27 protein-coding genes are annotated in these 24,850 nt (G+C 33.4%); 6 read left to right on the forward strand and 21 right to left on the reverse strand.

Going from position 1 to position 24,850, the window contains the following annotated elements; translation table 11 throughout:
• Positions 1–27: 27 nt before the first annotated feature.
• The 7 genes from HN014_RS14325 to HN014_RS14355 form a co-directional block, all read right to left on the reverse strand.
• Positions 28–1,800, reverse strand: a complete 1,773-nt coding sequence (locus HN014_RS14325; protein ID WP_176029534.1) for a CocE/NonD family hydrolase — start codon at positions 1,798–1,800, stop codon at positions 28–30.
• A 444-nt stretch (positions 1,801–2,244) separates the two neighbouring features.
• Positions 2,245–3,027, reverse strand: a complete 783-nt coding sequence (locus HN014_RS14330) for a hypothetical protein (RefSeq protein ID WP_176029535.1) — start codon at positions 3,025–3,027, stop codon at positions 2,245–2,247.
• 142 nt (positions 3,028–3,169) lie between these two features.
• A complete protein-coding gene (locus HN014_RS14335) occupies positions 3,170–3,505 on the reverse strand; it encodes a hypothetical protein (RefSeq protein WP_176029536.1) in 336 nt (111 codons plus the stop codon).
• 140 nt (positions 3,506–3,645) lie between these two features.
• Positions 3,646–4,005 (reverse strand): nuclear transport factor 2 family protein, encoded by a 360-nt coding sequence (locus HN014_RS14340; RefSeq protein WP_176029537.1) that lies wholly within the window; start codon positions 4,003–4,005, stop codon positions 3,646–3,648.
• Between the two features lie 252 nt (positions 4,006–4,257).
• Positions 4,258–5,016 (reverse strand): hypothetical protein, encoded by a 759-nt coding sequence (locus HN014_RS14345; RefSeq protein ID WP_176029538.1) that lies wholly within the window; start codon positions 5,014–5,016, stop codon positions 4,258–4,260.
• 195 nt (positions 5,017–5,211) lie between these two features.
• On the reverse strand, positions 5,212–5,874 hold the full coding sequence (locus HN014_RS22810; protein ID WP_176029539.1) for a DUF805 domain-containing protein: 663 nt from the start codon (positions 5,872–5,874) through the stop codon (positions 5,212–5,214).
• A 131-nt stretch (positions 5,875–6,005) separates the two neighbouring features.
• Positions 6,006–6,917, reverse strand: a complete 912-nt coding sequence (locus HN014_RS14355; protein ID WP_176029540.1) for a hypothetical protein — start codon at positions 6,915–6,917, stop codon at positions 6,006–6,008.
• A gap of 452 nt (positions 6,918–7,369) precedes the next feature.
• Between HN014_RS14355 and HN014_RS14360 the strand changes: the two genes are divergently transcribed.
• On the forward strand, positions 7,370–8,227 hold the full coding sequence (locus HN014_RS14360) for a leucine-rich repeat domain-containing protein (RefSeq protein WP_176029541.1): 858 nt from the start codon (positions 7,370–7,372) through the stop codon (positions 8,225–8,227).
• A 171-nt stretch (positions 8,228–8,398) separates the two neighbouring features.
• On the opposite strand, the gene HN014_RS14365 is transcribed toward HN014_RS14360, so the two are convergent.
• The 6 genes from HN014_RS14365 to HN014_RS14390 all read right to left on the reverse strand — a co-directional run bounded on the left by HN014_RS14365 (position 8,399) and on the right by HN014_RS14390 (position 13,585).
• Positions 8,399–9,250 carry a DUF2807 domain-containing protein gene (locus HN014_RS14365; protein WP_176029542.1) on the reverse strand — a complete coding sequence of 284 codons (852 nt, stop codon included), beginning with the start codon at positions 9,248–9,250 and terminating at the stop codon, positions 8,399–8,401.
• Between the two features lie 263 nt (positions 9,251–9,513).
• A complete protein-coding gene (locus HN014_RS14370; RefSeq protein WP_176029543.1) occupies positions 9,514–9,954 on the reverse strand; it encodes an ankyrin repeat domain-containing protein in 441 nt (146 codons plus the stop codon).
• Between the two features lie 121 nt (positions 9,955–10,075).
• Positions 10,076–10,795 carry a head GIN domain-containing protein gene (locus HN014_RS14375; RefSeq protein ID WP_176029544.1) on the reverse strand — a complete coding sequence of 240 codons (720 nt, stop codon included), beginning with the start codon at positions 10,793–10,795 and terminating at the stop codon, positions 10,076–10,078.
• 49 nt (positions 10,796–10,844) lie between these two features.
• On the reverse strand, positions 10,845–12,611 hold the full coding sequence (locus tag HN014_RS14380) for a PspC domain-containing protein (RefSeq protein ID WP_176029545.1): 1,767 nt from the start codon (positions 12,609–12,611) through the stop codon (positions 10,845–10,847).
• Positions 12,595–12,948, reverse strand: coding sequence for a PadR family transcriptional regulator (locus tag HN014_RS14385; RefSeq protein ID WP_176029546.1), 354 nt, complete (start codon positions 12,946–12,948; stop codon positions 12,595–12,597). The genes HN014_RS14380 and HN014_RS14385 overlap by 17 nt, the downstream gene beginning before the upstream one ends.
• A gap of 184 nt (positions 12,949–13,132) precedes the next feature.
• Entirely contained in the window at positions 13,133–13,585 is a 453-nt protein-coding gene (locus tag HN014_RS14390; protein WP_176029547.1) for a DUF4870 domain-containing protein, read from the reverse strand.
• Positions 13,586–13,913: 328 nt separating this feature from the next.
• On the opposite strand from HN014_RS14390, the gene HN014_RS14395 reads away from it, so the two are divergent.
• The 4 genes from HN014_RS14395 (at position 13,914) to HN014_RS14410 (ending at position 16,012) form a co-directional block, all read left to right on the forward strand.
• On the forward strand, positions 13,914–14,102 hold the full coding sequence (locus tag HN014_RS14395; protein WP_176029548.1) for a hypothetical protein: 189 nt from the start codon (positions 13,914–13,916) through the stop codon (positions 14,100–14,102).
• Positions 14,103–14,322: 220 nt separating this feature from the next.
• Complete coding sequence (locus HN014_RS14400; RefSeq protein WP_176029549.1) at positions 14,323–14,781, forward strand: DUF4442 domain-containing protein; 459 nt, start codon at positions 14,323–14,325, stop codon at positions 14,779–14,781.
• 100 nt (positions 14,782–14,881) lie between these two features.
• Positions 14,882–15,682 (forward strand): TIGR00266 family protein, encoded by an 801-nt coding sequence (locus HN014_RS14405; RefSeq protein WP_176029550.1) that lies wholly within the window; start codon positions 14,882–14,884, stop codon positions 15,680–15,682.
• Between the two features lie 132 nt (positions 15,683–15,814).
• Positions 15,815–16,012 (forward strand): hypothetical protein, encoded by a 198-nt coding sequence (locus HN014_RS14410; protein WP_176029551.1) that lies wholly within the window; start codon positions 15,815–15,817, stop codon positions 16,010–16,012.
• Positions 16,013–16,027: 15 nt separating this feature from the next.
• Here the strand turns inward: HN014_RS14410 and HN014_RS14415 are convergent, their stop codons facing one another.
• The 8 genes from HN014_RS14415 to HN014_RS14450 all read right to left on the reverse strand — a co-directional run bounded on the left by HN014_RS14415 (position 16,028) and on the right by HN014_RS14450 (position 24,065).
• Positions 16,028–16,978, reverse strand: a complete 951-nt coding sequence (locus HN014_RS14415; protein ID WP_176029552.1) for a LysR substrate-binding domain-containing protein — start codon at positions 16,976–16,978, stop codon at positions 16,028–16,030.
• A 214-nt stretch (positions 16,979–17,192) separates the two neighbouring features.
• Complete coding sequence (locus tag HN014_RS14420; protein ID WP_176029553.1) at positions 17,193–17,612, reverse strand: DUF2141 domain-containing protein; 420 nt, start codon at positions 17,610–17,612, stop codon at positions 17,193–17,195.
• 230 nt (positions 17,613–17,842) lie between these two features.
• A complete protein-coding gene (locus HN014_RS14425) occupies positions 17,843–19,180 on the reverse strand; it encodes a DUF58 domain-containing protein (RefSeq protein WP_176029554.1) in 1,338 nt (445 codons plus the stop codon).
• Positions 19,180–20,220, reverse strand: coding sequence for a MoxR family ATPase (locus HN014_RS14430; protein WP_176029555.1), 1,041 nt, complete (start codon positions 20,218–20,220; stop codon positions 19,180–19,182). The genes HN014_RS14425 and HN014_RS14430 overlap by 1 nt, the downstream gene beginning before the upstream one ends.
• Before the next feature lie 17 nt (positions 20,221–20,237).
• The gene (locus tag HN014_RS14435; RefSeq protein ID WP_176029556.1) at positions 20,238–21,449 is read right to left on the reverse strand and encodes a DUF4350 domain-containing protein; all 1,212 of its coding nucleotides are present in this window, start codon (positions 21,447–21,449) and stop codon (positions 20,238–20,240) included.
• A gap of 1 nt (position 21,450) precedes the next feature.
• On the reverse strand, positions 21,451–22,209 hold the full coding sequence (locus HN014_RS14440; RefSeq protein WP_176029557.1) for a DUF4129 domain-containing protein: 759 nt from the start codon (positions 22,207–22,209) through the stop codon (positions 21,451–21,453).
• 37 nt (positions 22,210–22,246) lie between these two features.
• On the reverse strand, positions 22,247–23,110 hold the full coding sequence (locus HN014_RS14445; protein WP_176029558.1) for a hypothetical protein: 864 nt from the start codon (positions 23,108–23,110) through the stop codon (positions 22,247–22,249).
• A complete protein-coding gene (locus HN014_RS14450; protein WP_176029559.1) occupies positions 23,100–24,065 on the reverse strand; it encodes a stage II sporulation protein M in 966 nt (321 codons plus the stop codon). Before HN014_RS14450 ends, HN014_RS14445 begins: the two co-directional genes overlap by 11 nt.
• 37 nt (positions 24,066–24,102) lie before the next feature.
• Between HN014_RS14450 and HN014_RS14455 the strand changes: the two genes are divergently transcribed.
• Positions 24,103–24,819 carry an RDD family protein gene (locus HN014_RS14455; RefSeq protein WP_176029560.1) on the forward strand — a complete coding sequence of 239 codons (717 nt, stop codon included), beginning with the start codon at positions 24,103–24,105 and terminating at the stop codon, positions 24,817–24,819.
• Positions 24,820–24,850 lie beyond the last annotated feature (31 nt).

Here is a 24,850-nt window from a genome sequence, read left to right on the forward strand (position 1 = left end):
TTAATAAAAAGCAAACAAAGATAATTGTTATTTTTTTGTTGTTTTGACCGGGAGAATAAGTCTACTGGGGTATTTTTTATTGTGATATAACTTTATATGTGCTTTCTGTGCATGCTTTCCAGATTGTACAGAAGGATCGATCCAGGAGTTATAATTCTTTTGTATTTCTGGAGAGTCAATAGTAGAAAAAATAAGTCTGATACGGCTTCCTTTTTTCAGTACCCTGCTAAAAAGGTTTTCTCCATCAAATGTATATTTTACAATCTCATTTTTAGGAACCTTTTGTGCTTTTTCAAGGTTATTTCGGTACCTGGCACGGAGGTAATCTTTTTGTAAAAATATAGAAGTATTGTCTGTAGTTATTTCATAAGCAGTAAACATAAAATCAGTATCAGGGACATCTATCGAAATATAGGCTTCGAAGCTAATTTTTCCGTTAACAGTAATGTTTTTTGATAGTGGCGCAGAATGATATACTAATTGATTAGCATCATTCGTATAGCTTTGACTAGTATAGTAATTGGAACTGGTATCTTGATAGCTGGGGTTATCTATTCCTTTTTTAGTTAAAGGGTCATATATAATAGAATCGGGAAGTATATCTTTTGCAGGAGGAGATGTTGTTAATGTTCCTGAGGAAAATAAATCTCGCGCATTAGTGGTGGTTGATTCCAGGTAGAGAGATAATTGTTCGTTGGATAACAATGTTAAATCTGTTGTGTATTGCCATTGATTAGTTCCCATTTCATAATACATGACACGATTTTTGAGTATGGCAGGTTTTTCTTTTCCTTTTAGTGTCCAATTGAACCAATCCAGATACAATTGGTTCATATCAATGACTGCATTTTCACCAAATGTCAATCCTCCGAATTTACTTTTGGGGCTTCTGGTTCCCCCATGACTCCATGGTCCTATGAGCAAAAAATGATTTTTTACTGCTCTGGGATTTCCGTGCTTCATATGATCGTTATAATACAACATTGCTCCCGGCTGATCAGCATCAAAATGACCTGTAATGGACAGAATGGGGATTTGAATTTTGTTGTTTTCTTCTGGAGTGAGGTAGAAGCTTTGCCAAAAGGTATCATGTGCAGGGTGGCTAAGCCATTTTTGAAATACCTTGTTTCGAGTTCCTACGATACTGTCATAAGCATAAAAAGGAATTTCTTTCTTGTATAATGCTTCTTGTTTGATTTGCCAAAACGCATTTCCAAATAATTTTCCATTTCTTGTTTTTCCACTGGTGAATGTTAACCAACGCAACATATAAGGGAAAAAAATATTATTGTATTTTGGGAAATCCCTTCCAGGACCTACTGAGGCAATAGGAATAATTGTTTTTAGGTTTTTGGGAAATTGCTTTAGGGTTAACCATTGATTCATTCCCCGATAAGATCCACCAAACATTCCGATATTCCCATCATTCCATGATTGTTGAGCAATCCAATTGATGATTTCGTATCCGTCTTTTCCATCGTGTTCGAAGGGGATGAATGTTCCTTCAGAGTTTCCTCTTCCTCTGCAATCAACTGTTACAAAAACGTATTCATTTCGCGCAAAGAAAAGCCCTCTAACGTGGTTTTCATCCGATACGTAGGGAGTTATAATCAAGACAGTGGGATATTTTTTACTCAGATCATTGGGCATATAGATATTCGCTGAGAGTTGCGTTCCGTCAGTCATCTTTATTTTTTGATATAGCTTTAAGTGTATATCTAGTGAATCTGTCGATTGCGCGAATAAAGTAAGGTTGCTACTAATAAAAATAAATACAAAACTTAGAAAAATATTTTTCATGATGTGTGAGTGATATGTTAGTCCTTAGTGAATAAGTGTCGCAATAGTAAAAAACGTTACTAATTCAGGAATTGTATTTTTTATTGGCATCATCAAAGGATATAATACCTTAGGGTTTTCCCTGAAATTGAAAATTTGTTTCTAATGAATACTTCGTAAGCCTACCCTGAGGTAGTTTACTCTGATAATAGGAAGGGCATTATGGAAGGGGCAGAAAGAGAGGCTTCTTCTTAATAAATGAACTCTTTACCAAATAACCCCATAACTAAGAATCCTGTGATGCTCTAAGCATATATGATACAGTGATTCTATTTTGATAGGTAGTTCATTTAATCGTTTTTATGTCAGAACAATAGAAGAAGCCCCCTTTTTACTAGATAAGTGAGATTACAATTTATTTCTATAGTGTTTTGTATAGATGAAGGGATTGTTGCTTTCCATGCATCAGAATCGTTTTCTGATTTGATTAAAGATTCCCTTTAGAATCATTAGTATAATTTGCAATACAAAGACAAAAATAAAGGCAACTACGATTCCTACGAGTATCATTAAACCGCTCACGACGATCCATCCATTAGCTAAGAAACCTAGAAAAATCCCTAATACCGTTAGAATAGCTATAGTAATGGAAATTGAGTACATCCATTTATCTTCGAGGTTCGAAGTATTTGTTTTTTTTAATAAAAAACCTTGTTTTCCCAAGAAATTATCAACTTCCATAAAAATATCGTGCTTGTCGTCACTTTTATGAGTAATGTAAAACTTATCTCCTTTTCTAAAACGAATCTCTTCTACGTCTATCAGTGCTGCCGGATATTCAAGATCGATATAACTCATTTTATTTTCTTCCGCTTTTTCGATACACTCTAATTTGATGGTTCCGATCTGTTCTTTATCTGGATTAAGATATCCCTGAGGAAAGAAAAGGCGATCCATAGGAAGTTGTTCTTCTGTATTATCAGTTCTATAGGAGTAGCTAAATCCTTTGACACTTTCATCATCAAGAGAAACTTGTTCACACTTATAAAAAGCACCGGGTAGCTTCTTGATATACCCTATTTTATCATTTTCCAAATAGATTTCCATCCAGTTGATACCATTTCTCCTTTTTTCGCGATTAAAAGGAATCAGTTCTTGAGGGATTAATGTCAAGATTTTTTTGGCATTGTTTTCATGATCAGCATATACAGGTAATGCCTGAAGTATTTTTAAGTAGCGTTTTTTCATATATAGTACTTTGATTCATATGGGTCGTATATATGTATGTCAAAAGCAGCTAAAATGTTACCGAATTTTCTGACATTTTTCAGCAAACATAGTGAAGGCATTTTTTGTGTAGGTTGTATTATCCCTTAATTTGATTACTTATTCATGAGGAAGCAATCTCTTTTGTACATTTTGTTCCAAAAGATTCTTTATCAAAGAATACAAAGGTTTCGATATCCTGAAAAAAGGTTTTGATACTTGTTTTTTCATCGATTAGCCAATTACCATATCTATCTCTGATGCACTTATGGTTTTCATAAGAACCCGCCCAAATAGCCCAGTTACTTGCTATTGGGTAGTGTTTTGATAATGTTTTGACTAGCTTTTTTACACTGTAGTTTTCCGGAATATCCAAAAACTTATTATGTCGTGTCATGTCATCTCCTGCACATACACTATCCCTGTCAGTTTCGACGGTAATGGTCTTTTGCCGAAACATATTCTTTATATTTAAAATGTATTTTTTACAAGTTTGGATCATAACAAACAAAGATTTTCCTGATATATGCTAGTTACCAAAAATAAAAAGATAGGGAGATAGTTACATAGTAGAATAAACTGTTTTTTGATATCTATATCCTATGCTGAAGGGATGGGAAGATTATGCATCTTTAAAAAAGATAGCTTATCCCAATATCCACGTTGAAATTTGATTTTGCCGTCCATTACCTGAAAAAAACCACAGCCTCTTAGCCCTAAAGGATCTTTCCATTCCAAAATAGCCCAGTCTCCATCTTCAAAAATATTTATGGGAATGCAAGTCATATCAGCAGTGCTAAACTCAGCAGCAAACATTGCTCCGATAGCTTTTTTTCCTTTGACAGGGGGGTTAGCCACTTGATGATTAATAGCATCTGTATGGTATAATTCCATTATTTTATCGGCATTTCCTTCGTTAAAAATTTCAATCCATTTTTCTATTAGTTCTCTTGGTGTCATGAATTTTATAGGTATTACTGAATACGGGATTTCTTTTTTATAAAAGTAAGGAATATATCATATGTCATTATTTAAAGTAGATATGATTAACAAGGACTTAACAACAGATTAACAAGCGTTTTTTATTCTTATCTGATAGAAGAATTTTTGTTAGAAAAGAGTGAGTCATATAAATACTATTTAGTTGATAATATATTGTCTCGAAATATTGGAGTAACCCTTTAGTTTATTTTCTGAAACCAGGTTTTGAGACTATATAGAAATGCATTTAGTTGAAGTATAGATTTTTATCGCATATATATGAAACATAAGAAGCGCTAAAGTGAGGATGAAGTATAGACAAATTGATAAAGGCGTTTGATGATCTTGAAATGCAACAACTATTGTAAATGACAATAAAATAAGGAGTAAACAGATTAATACTATATGGTAAATTTTCTTAGTTACTCTCTTTTTTTGATAGGCCGTAAAAAATAAAGGAATGAAGAATATTAAGTTAGCAAGTAAGGGAGTGATTTCCATATATCGAATACTCATTACCATTGTATTGATCATAGAAAAAACAGCAATAAAAACAGCTATTTTATATAGGTGACTTTGATTCTGCTTATAAAATTCAAGAGGGGTGTAGTTATTTGCCTTTTTAGAAAAAATAGTAAAGAATAGTAAAGAGATACAAATACTATTAGAAAAAAAGATGAAAATGGCAATACCATTATTAGAAATGATGCTATTACTTATAATTTGAAAATTCATAATCATCAGTCCTACGATGGCAATGATACCCGGACGATGAGCGTATTTGATCTCTTCGGGGGTTAAGGAAGCTCTTAGTTTAGGCAATGATACGGCAATAATAGAGAAGAATGAGGGGATGAGCCCTAATAGTAAAATAGTACGGGCTATAAATCGATGTGTCTCATAACCGATGTATAGATATATAAATGCATTGAGTAATGTCAGAATAATGGTTAGATAATTAGCCTCTTTTTGGTTGTAATTGAGTAGCATATCGTTGGTTTTGGGTTATTGATGTACATTTGGTTATAGGTAAGTGTCGTTATAAAACAAAATGTTACTTTTTTATTTGGTTATCATGATGTTGTGATAAAAAAAATAATTTTCAGAAGCAAAACCGGAGATTGATACATACAAAAAATAACCTCGAAAAGAGGTTATTTTTTTAGTCTATATAGGGCTCGTAAATTAGAAAAGAAATTGTGTAATCAAACTGTATAATTCCAATAAGATATATACGCCTCCAAGAATAAAAACTAGAAGTTGTTTAGTCTTGTCTTTTACAATAAAACCAAGTGCTAAAGGAATACAGGACCATACCAGCCCCATAAGTGTACTTAATGGTTTGAACCAGCCCAAACTATAAAAATTATCTATAATTTTCGGAAGAAAGGTATAAAATGTCCTAGAAAAAAGCATCCATGAAACAACCAAGATCAAAATAAGATCCCCATTGGATGATTGTTCTTCTATTGGGGCGATATCTTCAAATTGTTTAGGGTTAGGGCCGTATTCATTTTCTCCGGGGTCACTATCCGTGGTAAAAAGAATGAGTAACCAGATAGCACCAATAAAAGGAATGAAAGCGATTAGAATCATCCAGCCACTTTTCCCAATATCATGTAAACGTCTTACAGCAACAGCTAATCCGGGAATAATGGTTGCCAAGGCATAAATCCCATAAAGAGGACCGTATCCGATTTCACGGATGGCGATTCCCAGCACATTGTCCAAAATAATTGCTACAATGGCGAATAAGAGATTGAAAAGTGCAAAGAACCAATATTCTTTTCTCCGTGCACGGCCATTAAATTCAGCGTATTTATTTAAAGCAGTAATATACCAATTCATAAGAGAGGGTTATTTAGTGTTTATTAATAATTTCTAATTACTAGCAATTTATCTTTTTCACATAAAAGATCAGTAGTCTTATAGATAATAAGTTATTTAAACTTCCAGGGGTGTTCCTTAAAAGTTAATTTTTAGTATGTTTCATATTCAAAAGATACTTTTATATCATCAAATGTCCTGGATGGATAATAATTGGGATACGCTTCTTCTTCATCAGATTTTGCACGACCACTATGCTCGATGACACTCAATAAGCCAGTTTTTTCATCTATCACATGTTTGTAATTAATTTCTTCATATCCAGGCGCAAACAAAGAATAATTATAAGAAATGCGTGTTGAGGTCAGATTATTTTTACTCTGAACCCCCAATTTATCATGTGTTAATATATAATGTAGTGAACTTATATTAAATATTGGGCTTTCAAATTTGGCATCAGATAGTGTTATTTTGGGCTTGGTATCATACTCATATCTTGCCGTGATAATGCGGTCATTAAGGGTTGTAATAGTTTCTTTAATATTTCCATTTTCATAAGAAAGATCAACAGTCTTGGTATTCGTATCATTAGTAAAGGTTTCTACTTTTATCAATCTGTTTTCAGTATAGGAATATTTTATAGAATCAGATTGGCTTACTGTTTGCCCGTTATTGAATTTTGTAATGGTCAATTGAGTAATATAGTCTACTGTATTATCTTTTAAATGTATCTCGTGCAATGCGGTCAGGTCCGCATTAGAAACATTATCCTCAATTTGTTTTAGTTGGATAAGAGATTCATTAGGATAGGTTACTTCAAAAAGACGCCCCCATTGGCGTATGTTTATAATTTTACCACTGTCGTCATAGATATACTCAAAATCATCAATGTAGTAAGGTTGATCAGCGCTGTGATTGAGATCTATTTTTGATAAACGATAATTAAGCTCCTGCACTTCTTCTTCATTTTTATCACCTGGATCAGATGGAGTTGTGTCGTCAGAAGAACATTGAATGCATAAAATAGCTGTTAAAAAAAATCCGATAAAATAAGGTGCTTTCATAATTGATAAAGGGGTTAATATGCTATTGATTTTATTCGATCATTATGATGTAAATGTTTCAGGATTCCTCTTGAAACTAAAAGACATCTATTACACAATACCTCATACATTTGTTTAGAGGTAGTTTGTTATCGTTGATGCTTGCAAAATAGTGATAAAATAATACGTATAATTTTATTTGTTTGTAAATAAGTGTCATAAGTTATGTAAGTGTTACCTTTTTTGTGTTTAATAAAATAAAGCGATCTCTTGTTTTCTTCACAATATTTTATGACTACATTTTTTTAGGGAAAGGTAAAAACACCTAGCTTTGTTACGACAACAAGTATAGAGGGTAAAGGGAAAACTCGCTTGTTATTGATATTCGCATATACTTTGGATTTTTGATCAGTCCAAAAGATATGCAATGTGCCTTACTTCATTTTTATCAAAAACTATTTAAAAAAAAATTGATGGGGTTAATTATAGAATCAATAAAAGGCTTTCTTACTAATATAATACGGAAAGAGAAATACTATTCTTTAAAAAAAGCGCTGCGAAACCCCGAGAGGGTTCGTGTTTTGAAGCTAACCAATGGGGATCTAAAAACGATTCCGACGACGATAGGACAATTGCGAAATCTGGAAATTTTAGAACTGTCTCATAATCAGTTGAGAAGTTTGCCGGAAGAAATGGGTGATCTTCATAAACTTAGAGAACTTTGGTTAGATTATAATCAGTTAGAATACTTACCTTCATCTATGGTGAAATTACATAACCTGGAAGTATTGTGGGTGGATCATAATCCACTGACGGGTATTCCAGAGGGGGTGGAGGAGCTACCTAATATACAGGAAATATCTCCAGGAAATCATTTTGTGAGGGGGGCTAAAAAGGGTAAAAGATCATTCGGTACGAGTAAATCAGGAGAGAAATTGCTGAAAGAAGCCATTCGGAATCCTAAGAATGTAGAGAGGTTATGTCTTTCTAATTATAATTTAGAAGAAATACCATCATCAATAGAAGCATTGACGAATCTCAAAGTGTTATTATTAAGTAATAATCAATTGACAAGTCTTCCTAAAGAAATAGGAGCGTTACAAAAACTGGAGGTGTTGATACTAAATAATAATCAATTGACGAGTATCCCTAAAGAGATAGTACAGCTACCTTTATTAAAAAAGATATCTGTTCGCGGGAATTGGTTAATGTCTATTCCTAAAGAAATAACTCAACTTCCGAGCATAGAAGAAATATGGGTAGATAAAGAACAGTATGCAATCATTCCCAAAGCGATTGAGCGATTACCAAGTTTAAAAAAAGTTTCCTGATGAAAGTAGTGATCTAGGGATAAGCGAGAAGTATCGCATACCCCATTATATACTACATATCTGTTCATCATAAAAACGAAAAAAGTGGCAGAGTTTTTCTGCCACTTTTAATTATTATGTCCTGTCCTGAAACAGGTCAATATCGTATTGCCCTATTTTAGAACGACTCAATTAAAACAAACCAGGACTATAGTTAAGATCTTTTTTATAGATAATTGCCTGATCGGCAAAGGTATTCATGATTACTTTTGGGCTCCCTAAAAGGTATATTTCCGCCTTATTATTAGCGTCTATTGTTATTTCTTCTGTTGAGAGAATATAGCAATCACTGGAACCTTCTGCGGATAAGGATGTTTTTTGAGAACTGAGCTTTTCCCCATAAAAATCAGTATCATTTTCTGCTCTGACAGCTAAGGTGTTAATTTCTCCTTCCAGTTTGGCACTAGCTTTTTTATATAATTCAATTTTACATTCTTCGGCATTAGTGATTCCTTTCAGTTCACTGCCATCATTCATTTGATAGGTAACTTTCGTAGCATTAGCATGAATTTCAGGGTGGGATTTACCTCCGGCAATAAGAAATAACTCTTCACATTTTACTGATAAAAATGCTTCTACATCACCATTCGTTTCTATATGTAATTTGGGGGTTTCTAATAAAGCAGCTGATTTGATTTCTACTTTATCCTGTAAGATCATTTTTTGGATTGGTTGTACATAAGATATGGTAATGTTTAGTGTTTTACTTTTCTTGATTTTTTTGTTGGATCGTATTTTTAATACGCTATCAGTTACTTTGACATCAATAACATCTTGGATATTACTGTCCGTTTCAACTCTTACCAGGTTTTCCGTACTATTTTGCAATGTTACCTTAAAGTTTTCAGAAAGTTCTATAGTGTGAAACCCTCCTACAGTTCTTCGCTCTACAGTAACGATTTTATTTCCTTTTATTTTTTCGTTTTGAGCAGATATATTTCCTATTGAGCATGCGGTTAAGAGTACAAATAGTATTTTTTTCATTAGGATATAATTTTATTCGTTATACTCAAAGATACAGTGTCTGTGAATGAAGAGCAGGATGTATCAGCTGAAAAAAAAGAAAATATCGGTGAAATGGAAAAAGCTCCTGATTAAAGGAGCTTTTTCTATTGATTGATTAGGTTTTGTTAGTAAAGTATCTCTTTTGTCTATTGTGTGTTTTGTGTAATACGTTGAAGAGGGGGGGGGTAGATAAGCAAAATGTTTTGGACTTTTTTCTGATATGTTAATGTTGAGATCATGTTTTACAAATTACTTAGATATGCTTTGATCTCAGTCTGTTTATACTTATCAGCATAGTCTATAGCAGTAGCTCCACGAGGAGTCTGTGCGTCGATATTAGCTCCTTTAGAAATTAAGTATTTTACAATAGCTATATTTCCAGATTTTACAGCGTACATTAAGGGAGTTTTAGTTGTACAAATTCCTTCAATATTGGCTCCTTTTTCGATAAAATATTTTATAGCTGTAAGAGAGTTTGTTTTTATGCTTATAGCCAAGTAATTATATTGGCTGTTTTTTAAAGAAAAACAAGTATCTAACTCATCGGCTGTGACATGAGTATTAAGTGTTTCTGTATCTCCGTTTCTGATGGCTAACAATAACTCTTTGGAAATGTCTTGTGCAATAGAAAATTGAGAAAACAGACATAATAAACTAGTGAATAAGGTAATTTTATAATTCATTTGTGCTTATCAGTATGAAAATAGCATAAACAAGTTACCTGATAAACTATATCAAATATCAGGAACTCATTTATGCATTAATTGATTGGTTTTCTTTTTTTGGTATTCTTAGGAGGTCTTTTTATCGTTTGATGACATCTCCACCAGAACTATCGTTTTTTGATACTTTCTTAGGATTACCATAATAAGCTACATTGGCACCGCTTGAAGCACTTCCGTTGAAAGCTTCTTTTACATATATTTTTATTCCAGATCCGCTACTTGCAGAAGCACTAGCTTTTTTGCTGATCAACTCTTTAGCATTTATATGGGCTCCGCTACTGGCACTGGCATCATGCGAGTTTACCTTTCCACTTAGGGTCATAGCAGCACCACTGGAGACAGAGGAATTCAAGTGATCTGAGTTAACTTTTAGATCAATACCTGCCCCACTACTAGCTTTGATGGTAAGATCTTTTTCTACAATTGTATTATCGGCTGTAATACCTGCTCCACTTGTAGCAGTAATCTTATTTAATGCCTGATAGGATACATAAACACTTTTTTGATCAGCTTGGTAGATGTTGTTTTCTGAGGTCACATAAAGGGTGTTTCCCTCTACATATACCTTAATATACTGATGTAAGTTTTCATTTGCTTCGATAACGACTTTACGGTCATCACTATCAATTAATACGACATCCAATCCTCTTTTTGCTTTTACAGCAGTAAAGGTCTCATTAATTGTTTTTTCTTTTCGTACAATTTCTCCTTCACCTTTTACGCCATCCATAACAATGTTACAGGAAGTCATAAATAAAGATAAAAGGGCTGCGGCTAATATTTTGGCTAGTGTTGTCATAGTTCAAACATTTTTTTGTTACTGTTCGTTTTTTGATTGATGTATTAAATTATTCTTGGTCTTTTTTTAATTCGATGCCGTTTTCATCGATTTTTAGCTTTACCGGCTGATTATTGATTTCCACACCGTTTTCGTCAATTTTTAGTTTAAAATTCTCGTCATCTGTATTGAGGTTGATACGTACGGCACCTTCTTCTTTATCTTCATCTTCTTCCCATGATTGTTTTTCCTCATTCTGTTCCTCAGAACAATTGGTACAATCGAATTTTCCATTGGTTACTTTTAGGTATTTTTCTTCCTGATCATTAAGAGAAATATAGTCATCATACTCCCATGAGTTTGTATATCTGGCTGTATTATCATCGGCAAACACTGTTACTCCTTCTGGGAGGGATAAAAAGATATTAACTTGCTGATCCCTGTGTTTATTTACGTAATCTGTTAATGCATACCCATTAAGTAACAAGGTGTTTCCGTCTAATTCATAATTGTATTTTATTTCCTGAGCTCTTTTTCGGGCTTCCTCATAAGAACTTCCTTCTGCTGATTTTTCTATTGATAGTCCGATAAGAGAATCATTTTCTGATGTTTTAAGAAAGATTTCAACGTCTTTAAGAACAATTACTTTATTTCCATCAGGGTCTCTTTTTACTCTGTAATCATAAGACCCTCTGAGGTATTTTAAATAGCGATTGTTTTTCACCATTTTTAGGGTTAGCGTATCATTTTTAGAGACAGGAAGCAACTTTTCTTCTGATATAATTTCTGCTTCAAAAGCTTCTTGTGTAGCGTGTCTGGCTGCAATAACTCCTAGCCCTACCATTGCCAGCAACCATAATCCTAGTAATCCTAACTTGATTGGAGTTCCTATTGATTTTAAGTTGGTGATTACAATTTTGAGTCCCAGGATGAATAGGAAAAAGAAAGGGATTCCTATGACCAAAAAGGCGAGTATCGAAAGGAACCACAAGGGTACATTAGGCTGATTGCCTACTTCAAGATATTCCATCCATGGAGAATCATAAATTCCAAAAATACCTACAGCAAATAAGCTGATAAATAAGCTGATAAGTGTTATTCCAGATACCATAGCAATGAGTACTCCAAAAAACTTAAGAGCTCCTTTGAGAATTGCTAATAGAATACTCGCCAGGGTTTCAAAAAAAGTAGTCGAGCTGTTTTTGACTTTATTACCATACTTCTCGTAATCTACATTTTTTACTGAATCAGCGACTCCACTAAATCCTTCTTTAATTTTTTTTTCAATGTTACTGATATTGACAGCTTCTCCTTTCATCGCCAGGTGATCTGCTGTCGATTTGGCTTCGGGAACAAATATCCATAGGGCTATATAAATAAGGATAAAAGCACCACTGGAAAAAATTGTTAATAAGATCCAAGCCAATCGTAACCAAATAGGATCTACTCTAAAATAATGTCCAAGTCCTGAACTAACTCCACCTACATAAGAATTCATAGTATCTCTATATAATTGACGTGGAGAGGTTCTCTTGGTATAGGGCTGCCTGGGTTCGTCATCAAATATCTCTTCATCTACTTGATAATCTTCCGGTTGCCCCATTATACTAATGATATCATCTACCTCTTTGATACTGATAACATTTCTTTCGTCTTTGATTTTTTCACTAAACAACTCCGCCATACGAGCTTCAATGTCAGCGATAATCTCGTCTCTTCCCTGTGAATTGGTAAATGAACGTTTTATAGCCTGTAGATAACGTTGTAGCTTTAAGTACGCATCCTCGTCTATGTGAAAAAATATACCTGCTAAATTTATATTAACTGTCTTGTTCATTTTTCTTGTTTTTTTGTTTGGTTACCAGTGCTACTGCATTTTGTAGTTCATCCCATGTTGTATTTAATTCTTTTAGGAATAGTTTTCCTGTTTCTGTTAATCCGTAATACTTTCTCGGAGGACCGGATGTAGATTCCTCCCATCGGTAACTTAACAGACCTGCATTTTTCAATCTGGTAAGAAGAGGGTATATAGTTCCTTCAACGACAAGCATTTTGGCATCTTTTAGCGTTTCAAGAATTTCTGCAACGTACGCATCATTATCCTTTAGGATCGAAAGTATACAGTATTCTAATACACCTTTGCGCATTTGCGCTTTTGTGTTTTCGATCTTCATAAAGCTATGGTTTTAAAAAAAGTTAAACTGTTCATTTTTTGATTGATTATTCAAACACATAATGTACCTGATGTCAATATCCTTTGGTTAAGGCAAGCTATAAAAATAAGTGATTAAGTTATTATTTATAGTATTTCTTCAGAAGTATTTGGTTTGATATTAATAGTTCATTTACTGTTACATATTATTTGATAAAATTAATAGTTAACGGATATGTATATGTTTCTCCTTTATTCGCTTTTAAGGAGGCTGTGATAATAAAAATGATTTCTAAAAAGAAGCCTATTAAAGCAAGTAGACCAATAAAAGAAACTCCTGTCAACGCCCAAAATCCTCCAGAATCTGATAAGTTAATTGATAGATCATGAAAACTAGATAAATGATCAAAAGAGATATTGTCAAAAACATTAAAGACAAAAAAAGGAAAAGAAAAAGTTCCTAATATGATAGTATACAGTAATATACTCAACTGGAAATTGATTGCCTGTTTTCCATGTCTGTCAATAAATGATGACTTTTCTTTATTCACGGTCCATAAGATGAGTGGCATGATATAATTTCCCAATGGAAAAAAATATTTCGAAAAAATACTCAAATGAATAAAAGTAGCTATGTTTTTATGATTATTTGTTGACATCGGTTTAAAGTATATAATAGTTTCTTATGCAAATATATATCTAAAAGAAGGTATTATGCAAAACATAGTACCATAAATTAACATAAAATTAACATTTGTGTTTTGAAAAAAAAGGACAAAAAAGCCCTAACAAGCGAGTATCTATTCTATTTTTAGAGTCTATTTTATTTGTTTTTAAATAACTGTATTACAGTGTTTTAATTTGTTTTTGCAAGGTTTGGAATTTTTTAAATACTGTTTTTACGTATTTTTTAGGGCTTATGTCCGTAGGTATAAAGGGGATGAAAATAGTACATTTATCACAGTATTAATTCTTAATTTTCAGATCATGTTAAAATGTATTTTGGGGCTTACAGGAGTACAGGTAATTGACAAAGAGGAGCAAAGAGAGATACTGGGAGCAGGTTTTTTTGGATGCAAAAGTTCGAATAAAAAATGTTGTGTAAATACACCTTCGGGAGTTCAGTTATGCGACAACGGACGATGTATCGATGGAAAGTACTGCTTATGGATTTAATTGGATTGATTGCAGTAGTTACTTTATAAAAGTATAGGGCACTTAAAACAATTAAAAGAATTTAGAAGAAACCTGGATATAGAGGTATAAAAATGACCTTGTATCTAGGTTTTTTTGTAAAAAAAAGGTTTCTTGTAAGAATTATGCATCTGGTTATTAGAACAATTAGTAATATAATTAATGCCTAAAACAATAAAGTAATAGTTAGTAAGAGAATAATATGAATAAAATGACACCAGGAAAGATCAATTTGTTTACAATGTTAAAGCTACCATCAGCATGGTTATGTGGTGTACGGGTAAAAGAAATATCGGTGGCAAGCTGCCAGGTAAGTGTACGTCACAGATGGATTAATCAGAACCCTTTTCGGTCTATGTTTTGGGCAGTTCAGGGAATGGCAGCAGAGCTAACAACAGGAGCATTGGTTATGGGGTGTATACAAAGGCAAAAACAAAAAATATCCATGTTAGTTGCCTCTAATAATGCAACTTTCTCTAAGAAGGCTACAGGAAAAATTCTTTTTAGTTGTAATGATGGACATTTGGTAGAAGAGGCAGTTCAAAAAGCGATTGAAACAGGAGAGGGACAAACAATAACAATGAAATCAATAGGAAGAGATGCTACGGGAGATGAAGTTTCAGCCTTTGCCTTTGAATGGACAATCAAAGTAAAACAATAAAAACGACCATACTCGCTGTATTTATAAAAAGGTGTGTAACAGATCATCATATTTTAGTACTTATTAATTGAATTCATTAATCAATTAAACAATATATAATATGATAGCACATGAAATAGATTATACGATCTATGGCGAAGAAATGCAGTATGTAGAGATAGAGTTAGATCCACAGGAAGGGGTTATAGCAGAAGCAGGTAGTTTTATGATGATGGACGATGGTATAAAGATGGAGACTATTTTTGGAGATGGTTCTGAGAAAGATAAAGGGATTATGGGTAAGATCTTTGGGGCAGGAAAACGCTTGCTTACCGGAGAAAGTTTGTTCATGACAGCTTTTTATAATCAGGTTGGAGGAAAGAAAAAAGTAAGTTTTGCATCCCCTTATCCCGGAAAAATTATTCCATTAGATTTGTCGAAATATGGAGGGAAATTTATTTGTCAGAAAGATGCATTTTTATGTGCAGCGAAAGGAGTATCCGTAGGAATAGAATTTTCTCGAAAACTGGGAAGAGGTCTTTTTGGAGGAGAAGGTTTTATTATGCAAAAATTAGAAGGAGATGGAATGGCATTTGTCCATGCAGGAGGAACAACAGCAATGAAACAACTGGAACCAGGAGAGAAATTAAAGATAGATACCGGATGTATTATAGGTTTTTCTAAAGGAGTAACTTATGATATCGAATTAGTTGGAGGTATAAAGAATACTATTTTTGGTGGTGAAGGATTGTTTTTTGCTACACTAACAGGTCCAGGAGTGGTTTTTATCCAGTCATTACCCTTTAGCAGATTAGCAAATAGAGTACTGGCATTAGCCCCAAGTGCAGGAGGAAAAAGTAGAGGAGAGGGTAGTATTTTAGGGGGATTAGGAGATATTCTGGATGGGGATAATAATTTTTAATTTTGTTAAATAAGCGCTAAGATACCAGATTATTGGATTAATTTATGTATATTAGACTAGCAATCAATAAAGATTGTAAGAAAGTTCTTACATATTTTTATCTAACTTTATAATTTAATCCCCTATTAATTTATGGCTAGAGCAATGTTTGATTACACAAAAGCTGTTCTTAAAAAAGTCAGTTTTGATGTGAATCTTTTTACAAAAGAAGTAATTAAAGCAGTAAATAGATTACTTCCTCATGAGATTGAAGAATTAAAAATATGGATTCATTCTCTCACCGCGGAGCGGCCAGAATTACAACCATGTTTAATACATTTAAAATCATAGAAAAAAAGCGACTTTTCAGTCGCTTTTTGCTTTTGAAAGAGGGCTTATAATTTGAACATTTTGAAATGTAATAGCTCCTTTAACAACTCCAGCTATAGTAGAATGTAATGCATCTATAATATGCATCTTTAATTCACTTTTATTAAAGATAAGGCTCACTTCTCTAGCAGGAGAAGGTTCATTAAAATAGTGAAGATATTCTTTTTCATTAGGATTGATGTCCAAGGTATGTAAGTAAGGTAATAATGTCATTCCTAATCCTTCATTAGATAATTTTACCAAAGTTTCAAAACTACCACTCTCTAATTGAAAATGATCTTCGTCAAAACCCTTTTGCGTCTTACATAAATTCAGAATTCCATCTCTGAAGCAATGCCCGTCTTCTAATAACAACATATCATCCACATTGAGATCGCTAATATCGATGTTTTTCTTTTGGTTGAGTCGATGATTTGAAGGGATATAGCCTACAAAAGGTTCGTAATACAGAACACGCTCTTTTATACTTTCATTTTCCAAAGGAGTAGCAGCAATGGCAGCATCGAGATGTCCATCTAATAGACGTTCTACTATGGCTTCTGTTGTCAGTTCTTCTATTTTTAGTTTTACTTTGGGATACTTTTTTATAAAATTGTTTAAGAACATAGGAAGTAAGGTGGGCATAATAGTAGGAATTACACCAATTTTAAACTCTCCTCCTATAAACCCTTTTTGTTGATCCACAATATCCTGAATACGTTCACTCTCATTAACGATATTTCGGGCCTGTTGTACTAGTTTTTTTCCTACATCTGTCAGTTCGATTGGTTTTTTACTACGATCGAAGATAAGTATATCCAGTTCTTCTTCCAGTTTCTGAATTTGCATACTTAAGGTAGGTTGGGTAACAAAAGTTTTCTCTGCAGCTTTGGTAAAATTTTGATGTTCTGCTACAGCAAGAACGTATCGTAGTTGTGTAATTGTCATAGAGTCCTAGGTTTTAAACAAAAATACAAAAAGCGATTGATTAATCTTATCGTATTTGATTAAAAAAATTGTTTTTATCTATTTTATTATTTGTTAAACAATTAGCTTATATTTTTAGTATAAATAAAAAATCAGCTATAAAACACATTTTATAGCTGATGAGGGTTCGTTTTTTGATAATGCTGATTTTTTCTCTATAACAATGATGGATTGATTACATCCGTATCTCCATAACGATATTTTCTGTGGCAACTTCAAATTTGGCATCTGCCCATACTGGAGGACCGTAACTCATGTTATTATTGGATATCCCATAATTTTCTTTTGGCATTCCATTAGCTTCGAAGTCCATTCTATTATTTCCATTGGTATCATGAAAACATGAAATGGCATAGTTTCCTTCTGGGACATTTGTAAAAGTAATCGTAGCGACTCCATTTTTTATATTACTTTTTGCTGCCTGAATGGGAGCAGCTTTCATAAAAGTGTTTTGATCGTATAAACCGTATATTACTTCTCCCTGATCCCCTGTCACATTAGGTGTGGTAACAGTAATGGTAATTCCAGAAACTTCCTGTGCTGTACTAAATAAACTCATTAAAAGAAATGTTAGGTATAATATTACTGTTTTCATCGTATATGGTTTTATTGTTTTTGATGTTCCAAATGTCAGCAAATGGAGAGGTATAAATGAAAAAAATGTGACCAATTGTCAAAAAGGAGTGATGAAATGTAATTTTATCCGAAATAACTTAGGTACAGGTACAAATGTTCTATAGAGAATGGCTGTTAATTTCGGGATAGCATTTAACATAGTTGCATCTGATTATTGAGCAGGGATTTTCAAAACAATAAAAAATAGTGTTATAAAATCCCTCTGGCTTTAATCTCCAAATACTTATTAATCGTATTAACGGTTAAGTTTTCCGGAGCAGTTAATACGGATTGAATACCGTGTTTTTGAAGTTCTTTGACCATTGTTTTTTTGTCATAAGCAAATTGCTGAGCAATAGTTTTGTCATAAATACCTTGAAGGTCGGAGGTGTTTTTATGAATTACTTGTTGTAGTTCTGTGTTTTCGAAAAAGATAACCACTAACAGGTGTTTTTTAGCAATAGATTTTAGATAAGGAAGTTGTCTTTTTAATGAAGAGATGTGCTCATAGTTTGTATAGAGTAGCAGGAGACTTCGCTGAGAGATTTGCCGTTTAATCTGCGCGTATAGCATTCCAAAATCAGCGTCAAGAAATTCCGTATCTATATTGTATAAACTATCAGAAATCGTATTCAGATATGTTTTTTTTCTTTGTGCAGGTAAAAAATTATTGATTTTATTAGAAAAACTTAGCAATCCTACCTTGTCGTGCTTTTTTAGAGCAATATTAGAAAAAGCCAATGCACTATTAATAGCATAATCTAAAAGACTTAGCCCGTTAAATGGCATTTTCATTACCCGGCTGGCATTGATAATGGAGTAAATGGGTTGTGATTTTTCGTCCTGATATTGGTTGATCATCAAGTGTCCATGTTTTGCAGTAGTTTTCCAGTTGATTGTTCGAACATCATCACCTACTACATATTCTTTTATTTGCTCAAACTCCATCGTATGTCCGATTTTCCGAATCTTTTTAAGCCCTAGTGTACTAACTCTGTTATTGATTGCCAGAAAATCATGTTTTTTCATTTGAATAAAAGAAGGGTAAACTTTTACAGCTGCTTCTTTATCAAATCGAAACCTTCTTTTGATTAAACCAATATTCGTATACGCATAGATATGTAAGTGGCCAAAGGTATATACTCCTCTTTGTACAGGTCGTATTGTATATTCAAAATTTACTACCTCCCTCGAGGCAATAGAGATCTGTTTTAAAAAATCTCTTTTTTGAAATTGGATAGGGATTTCATCTATAATTTCAGTATGAATCCGAATGGGGTAGTTATTTGTAATTTGGACAGGAATGGCATTATAATCTCCATTTGAAAATTTATCAGGAAGTAAGCGATGTGCCTTTATTCCGTTTTTGTATTTGTATAAGGTGATACCATCAAATAAGCATGTCAGAAGTACAGCCCATACGATCATCCATATGATAGGATATATTCCTGGTAACCAATTAGAGAATAAAAAGAGGATGATGATAGCAGCCAGTAGGTAAAATACTCTCTTGGTCAGGTATAGCGATTTGATGAATTCTAAAAACACTAGCGGGGGATTTCTACAGATTGTAATATCATTTCCAGTACGTTTTCTGTCGTCATTCCTTCCATTTCCCGTTCTGGAGCAAGGATAACTCTATGTCTTAGTACAGGGAATAGTGATTTTTTTATATCTTCGGGAGTAACAAAATCTCTTCCGTTAATGGCTGCAAATGCTTTGGAAGCATTCATAATGGCAATAGAAGCTCTGGGAGAACCACCTAAATATAAGTGAGGGTGTGTACGGGTTTTGGTAACAATCTCAGCGATATATCCTATTATTTTATCTTCTATAATTACTTCCTGAGTTTTGTTTTTAAATTCCATTAATTTTTCCGGAGTAATAACAGGAGTAATCATTTCTATGGCTTTTATTGCTTTTCGTTCATGATGTGATTTCAGAATTTCGATTTCTTCTTCTATAGAAGGGTAGGCTACATTTATCTTAAAAAGAAAACGATCCAATTGTGCTTCAGGAAGGGCATAGGTTCCTTCTTGTTCTACTGGATTCTGGGTTGCTAATACCATAAAAGGAGGTTCCATCGGATATCGAATACCATCAATTGTTACCTGTTTCTCTTCCATCACCTCGAATAAAGCAGCCTGTGTTTTGGCAGGAGCTCTGTTGATCTCATCGATAAGCACCATATTAGAAAAAACAGGTCCTTTTTTAAATTCAAAATCTCCTGATTTCATGTTTAGAACAGAGGTTCCTAATACATCACTAGGCATCAAATCCGGGGTAAACTGAATCCGGTTAAAAGCAGTTTTTAGCGTTTTGGCAAATAGTTTAGCTGTTACTGTTTTTGCAATACCGGGAACTCCTTCTATTAATACATGACCATCTGCCAATAAGGAGACGATGAGTAACTCAATAAAATCTTGTTGACCAATAATTACTTTGGCTAATTCGGATTTTAATTGTGCTACTGCTTCCTGTAACTCCCCAAGCTGTATTCGATTTTCGAAATCAAGTTTTTGATGCTGTTCTGGTATAGATTGTATAGGCTCGGAGGAGGGGTTATTTATTGACTCTTCATTTTCCATATGGTAGTTTTTAGTATTTACTTAGCTTTAAAATTCGTGATTAAGCGATTTAATTCGATCAGGTCATCCGGGGTAACTACTGTTTTCTCTTTAAACCCGTTAAAGTAAGTAAATAAATTTTTAGTGTCATCTAATTCGTTATTACTTCTGGCAGCGATATCTGACAGGGTCTGCTCTGTTATGGAATCCGTAGGAATTCTCAATTGATTCCTGATGTAATCCATAAATAACAGAATTTGTTTGTTTCCTATTTCCCGATGTTTTCTTTTTTCAAAATACATCCCGCTAATTGTTCTGGTAAAAGCAATAGTTTGATTTTTTAATGGAGGAATAATAGGAATACTTCGCTGCTTGCGTTTTCCTTCAAAAATAATAAATAAAACTCCTCCTATGAGTATAAAATAATAACTCCATTTCAGGTGTTTGTTATTGAGTAGTATATATAAGGGAGAAGTGTTGAATATTTTTCCAGCTTTGTAATAATGATCCCAAAGTATTGGCTTCTGAGCATCTATGTAACTAAAGAGGTTTTGCGTATAGTGATAGTTACCATCTTTGAGCATGAAATAATTCCCGAATGCTTCGGGAAAAGTATGAAGAAAAATATTCCCTTTATAAAAAGAATGTTTTATATAATTGAATTTGGGCTGATCTATAAGTAAGCTATCTCTATATATTTGCGTTACTCCCAGAACTGTAGCATGGGTGGTATCAATTGCTGAAAAATATCGGGTGTAATTATTTCTGTCATATAGAAAAGGGGATTCCTTTTTTAGCATAGGATTCACCAAAGCAACCAGCGGATGTATTGTGACCTGATCATAAGATGTTTCCTGGTCTGTTTTTATCAGTAAGGTATCCAGCAGTTTTTTTTCGATGGTATTAGCAGAGATAAATAAGGTATTCCCTTTAGCAACCCATGCTAACAGCTGGTTCATTTCACTTTTGTCAAAATCAATATGATTATTAATAAACACATAGCTCCCTTCTTGATTAGGATTATCAGTAAGGTATTCATAAGGAGGTTGGTTAATATCTTTGAGTATAGAATCATCTAATGATGCTTTGATCAGCCGATGAGATACATAACTCCCCAGAGGAATTTTATCAATTTTAGAATAACTGGGAGACCAGTTTACAGGAATAGGCTTACTAGTCTCTACATAGATTAATAAACCGAGTATCAGTATTAGTACAACCAGTAATATGTTTGTTTTTTTATTTCTCAAATTACGATTGTATTAAGGTGGTTATATGTTTAAACTCTTTTTCTGCCCGACGATATAGTTTTTCATTCACTTCAAAACTTCCATACCAAATAAAATCATAGATTCTGGTAATGGTTTTAAACTGTTTTTTTATAAGCTTATCTGTTACCTCATTGCTATAGTCTTCATTTGTTTTCTGTGCTTCCCATTCAATAATTTCTTTAGCAGAAAGTTTTTTGAGAACCAAAAGATAGTAGTAGCGAATGGCTAAGCGGTAATTTTTATCAGATATAGCTTGATCTATCAGTTGTTGGATATCTTTATTATGGATAATATCTTCTTCCTCTGACAGTAAAACATCTGGCGAAGGTGTTTTTTCTAAAAGGATCTCTTTGGGATTAACTTTCAGGAATAACCATGCTATTAGTAACAGAATAAGAAGAATTAAGATATACGGAAGACTTTGCAGTACGTATAACCAAAAACCGGTTACACTATCAATATCAAACAACCAGTTCATCAGTTTTCTCCACCATTGAGAGATCCAGTCTTTAAAACGGGACCACCAGTTATCCGATTCTTCCTGTTCTGTATAATCAAATTCTTTTTGATCGGAAAACTCTTGAATTTTATCAGCATCGAGTGTTCTGATGGTAGGCGCTGTATTCAGATCATACTGAATTTCCCTCTTTTGCTGAATATCATTTTCTTGTAAGGTACGAGCATTGGTCTCTACAAAGAAAGAAATACAAAGAAGAAGAAAAAGGTATATTTTCTTCAAAAGGAAATGATATAAAAAACAGCGAATCATAAAACTATTATAGAGAATCGATTTCTTCAAACGCTCCTGTAGAAAACTTCTTTTCTTTGATGTTATAATAAATAAAAGCTACAGAAATAGCCATAATGCCATATAAGACATATTGTAATGAAGATAAGGTGTTTAGTGCGATAAATACCCAGTCTTGATTAACCGAAAAATCTGCAATAGACCCTTGTTCGGAAGCTGTAAAGGTTTGCATTAATGTATAAATAACCCCAGGAAGAGAAAATATAAAACCAATAAAAGAAATAATAATGCTAACGATAAATAGAGTAGCGAAGCTCATCCACCATTCTCCCTTTATTAAGGAAAAACTATCAGAGATTGATTCGGAACTTCCTTTTTCTTCAAACACCATAATGGAAAATACTAAGTTCAGAGGAACATAGAAATAGATTCCGGGGAGTATACACATAAAAAAACCAACAGAGATAATCAACATGCTGATTAAACCAACCCCAATAAGCTTAGGTAAGGCATCTTTTATTTGTATGGTAGTATTATCAATATCTACAGTGCCTTTATTTTTGATATATTCTTTGATAAAAAACATGATAGATCCAAATAGACAAGAATAAAACACACTTAGTGTAATAAAGAGGAATGCCGCAGATACAAATAAACTTCCTGTATCAATTAAATTTCCATGCTGTAAGGCTTCTAAGTTTAAGATATCGCCGGATAGATATGTGTAGTAACCAGCAGCAATCAATAATAATATAAATGGAATTGCAGAAGTCTTTAGTAACAGAGTTAATAATGGTTTCCCGTTATTTCTGATAAAAGCAAAAGTATCTGTAAGAATTTCTCCTAATTCTCTTCGTTTTTTAAATTGAATGAAGTTCGTATTATTGTTCATTGGTTGATATTTGATGTAATTGAGTAGGATATATCACATAATAAAAAAGGATAACACCTAGTGAAATAAGGATTATTAGTATTGCTAGCCAGTCAGGCATTTCTGTATGTCGGGTCACAAAACCTTCTAAAAAACCAGCTATTATAAAGAAAGGGATGGTACTGATTACAATTTTGAGTCCAGCTTTTACTCCTCTTATAAAAGAAGTAAGACGCGTATATGTTTGGGGGAATAATATTGATTTTCCAACAACCAGACCGGCACAGCCTGCTATGATAATTGCAGCTATTTCGATAGTACCATGAATCCAGATCGTTCGGGCACTTTCCCATAAAAGACCTTTGTCATAAAAAAAGTACTGAAAAGAACCGAGCATGATAAAATTGCTCATCAACATATATAAGGTACCGATTCCAAACAAAATCCCAAGAATAAAACAATTCAGGGCAACTCGTATGTTGTTAATCGTAATTCCCAGAAACATATCTGTTTCTCCCATTTTTTTATATACAGCCATAGGATCATCATTGGCAATATTATTCAGGGTCATGTTTACATACCCATCTCCGAGGATAGAGCGAACAAATGCTCCATCTGTAGCAGCAGAATAAGCGCCGATAGCGGTAAATAGGACAGCAATAAGAAAAGCAAGTAAGAGTTCTTTTCGATAGGTATAAAATTCTAAGGGGAATTCATGAAACCAAAAAGACAACAGCCTGTTCTTTTTTTCTTTTCGAGTTTTGTATATTTTTTGATGTGCAGACGAAGCAAGTCCATTTAGGTACGCAAGTGTTTGACTATTAGGGTAAAATGTTTGGGCATAGCTGAGGTGGTCCGTAATTTCAATATATAGTCCGGATAGCTCATCAGGGGAGATTTGAGCATTATTATTCAGAACGCTTTCAAATTTTAACCATTTATCTTTATTTTGCTTAATGAAAGTAGCTTCACGCATGTGAATATTAATTAGGAGGATCAAAGAAACATAATTAATGGATAATTTTCAAATAGAAACTGCCCAAAATGTAAGTATTCAGCAAAACATCGCAGGGATAGGAGAACGTATTCTGGCATATTTAATAGATTTGATGATTTTAATCGTCTACGTTTTTATCATGGCTTTTGTAGTAGGAGTACTGAGTGATGCCGTGACCAATCAATGGGTACTTTCCTTACTATTTGGATTGCCTTTTTTCTTATACTTTTTACTTTGGGAGACATTCTGGGATGGAAAAACCCCGGGAAAGGCAGCTATGAAAATAAAAGTAGCAAAGTTAGACGGTTCCAGACCAAAGTTTTCGGATTATTTAATTCGATGGTTATTGCGCTTGGTCGATATTTCTATAAGCTCTGGAGGCGTTGCAATTTGCGTCATATTATTACGGGGAAAAGGACAACGATTAGGTGATATGGCGGCTAATACTACTGTAATTGATGAAAAAAAACGAGTATCTTTTAAAGATACCATTTTAGTGGAAGTAGCGGACGACTACCTTCCTGTTTATCCTCAGGTAACTGTTTTTGATGATGCTCAAATCAGAAAAATTAAAGCAGTTTATACAGCAGCAAAACGAGATGGAAAACACAATGTAATTTTGCAATTATCAGAAAAAGTGAGTTCCCTGATGGAGGTTAGTCCAGAAGAAAAACCGTTGCAATTCATAGATAGAGTATTATCAGATTATAACTACTATACACAGCAGCTTTAAAATTAGTAGAGAAAATTAAGTTTATAATTTT

Source organism: Aquimarina sp. TRL1, assembly GCF_013365535.1.
GTDB lineage: Bacteria > Bacteroidota > Bacteroidia > Flavobacteriales > Flavobacteriaceae > Aquimarina > Aquimarina hainanensis.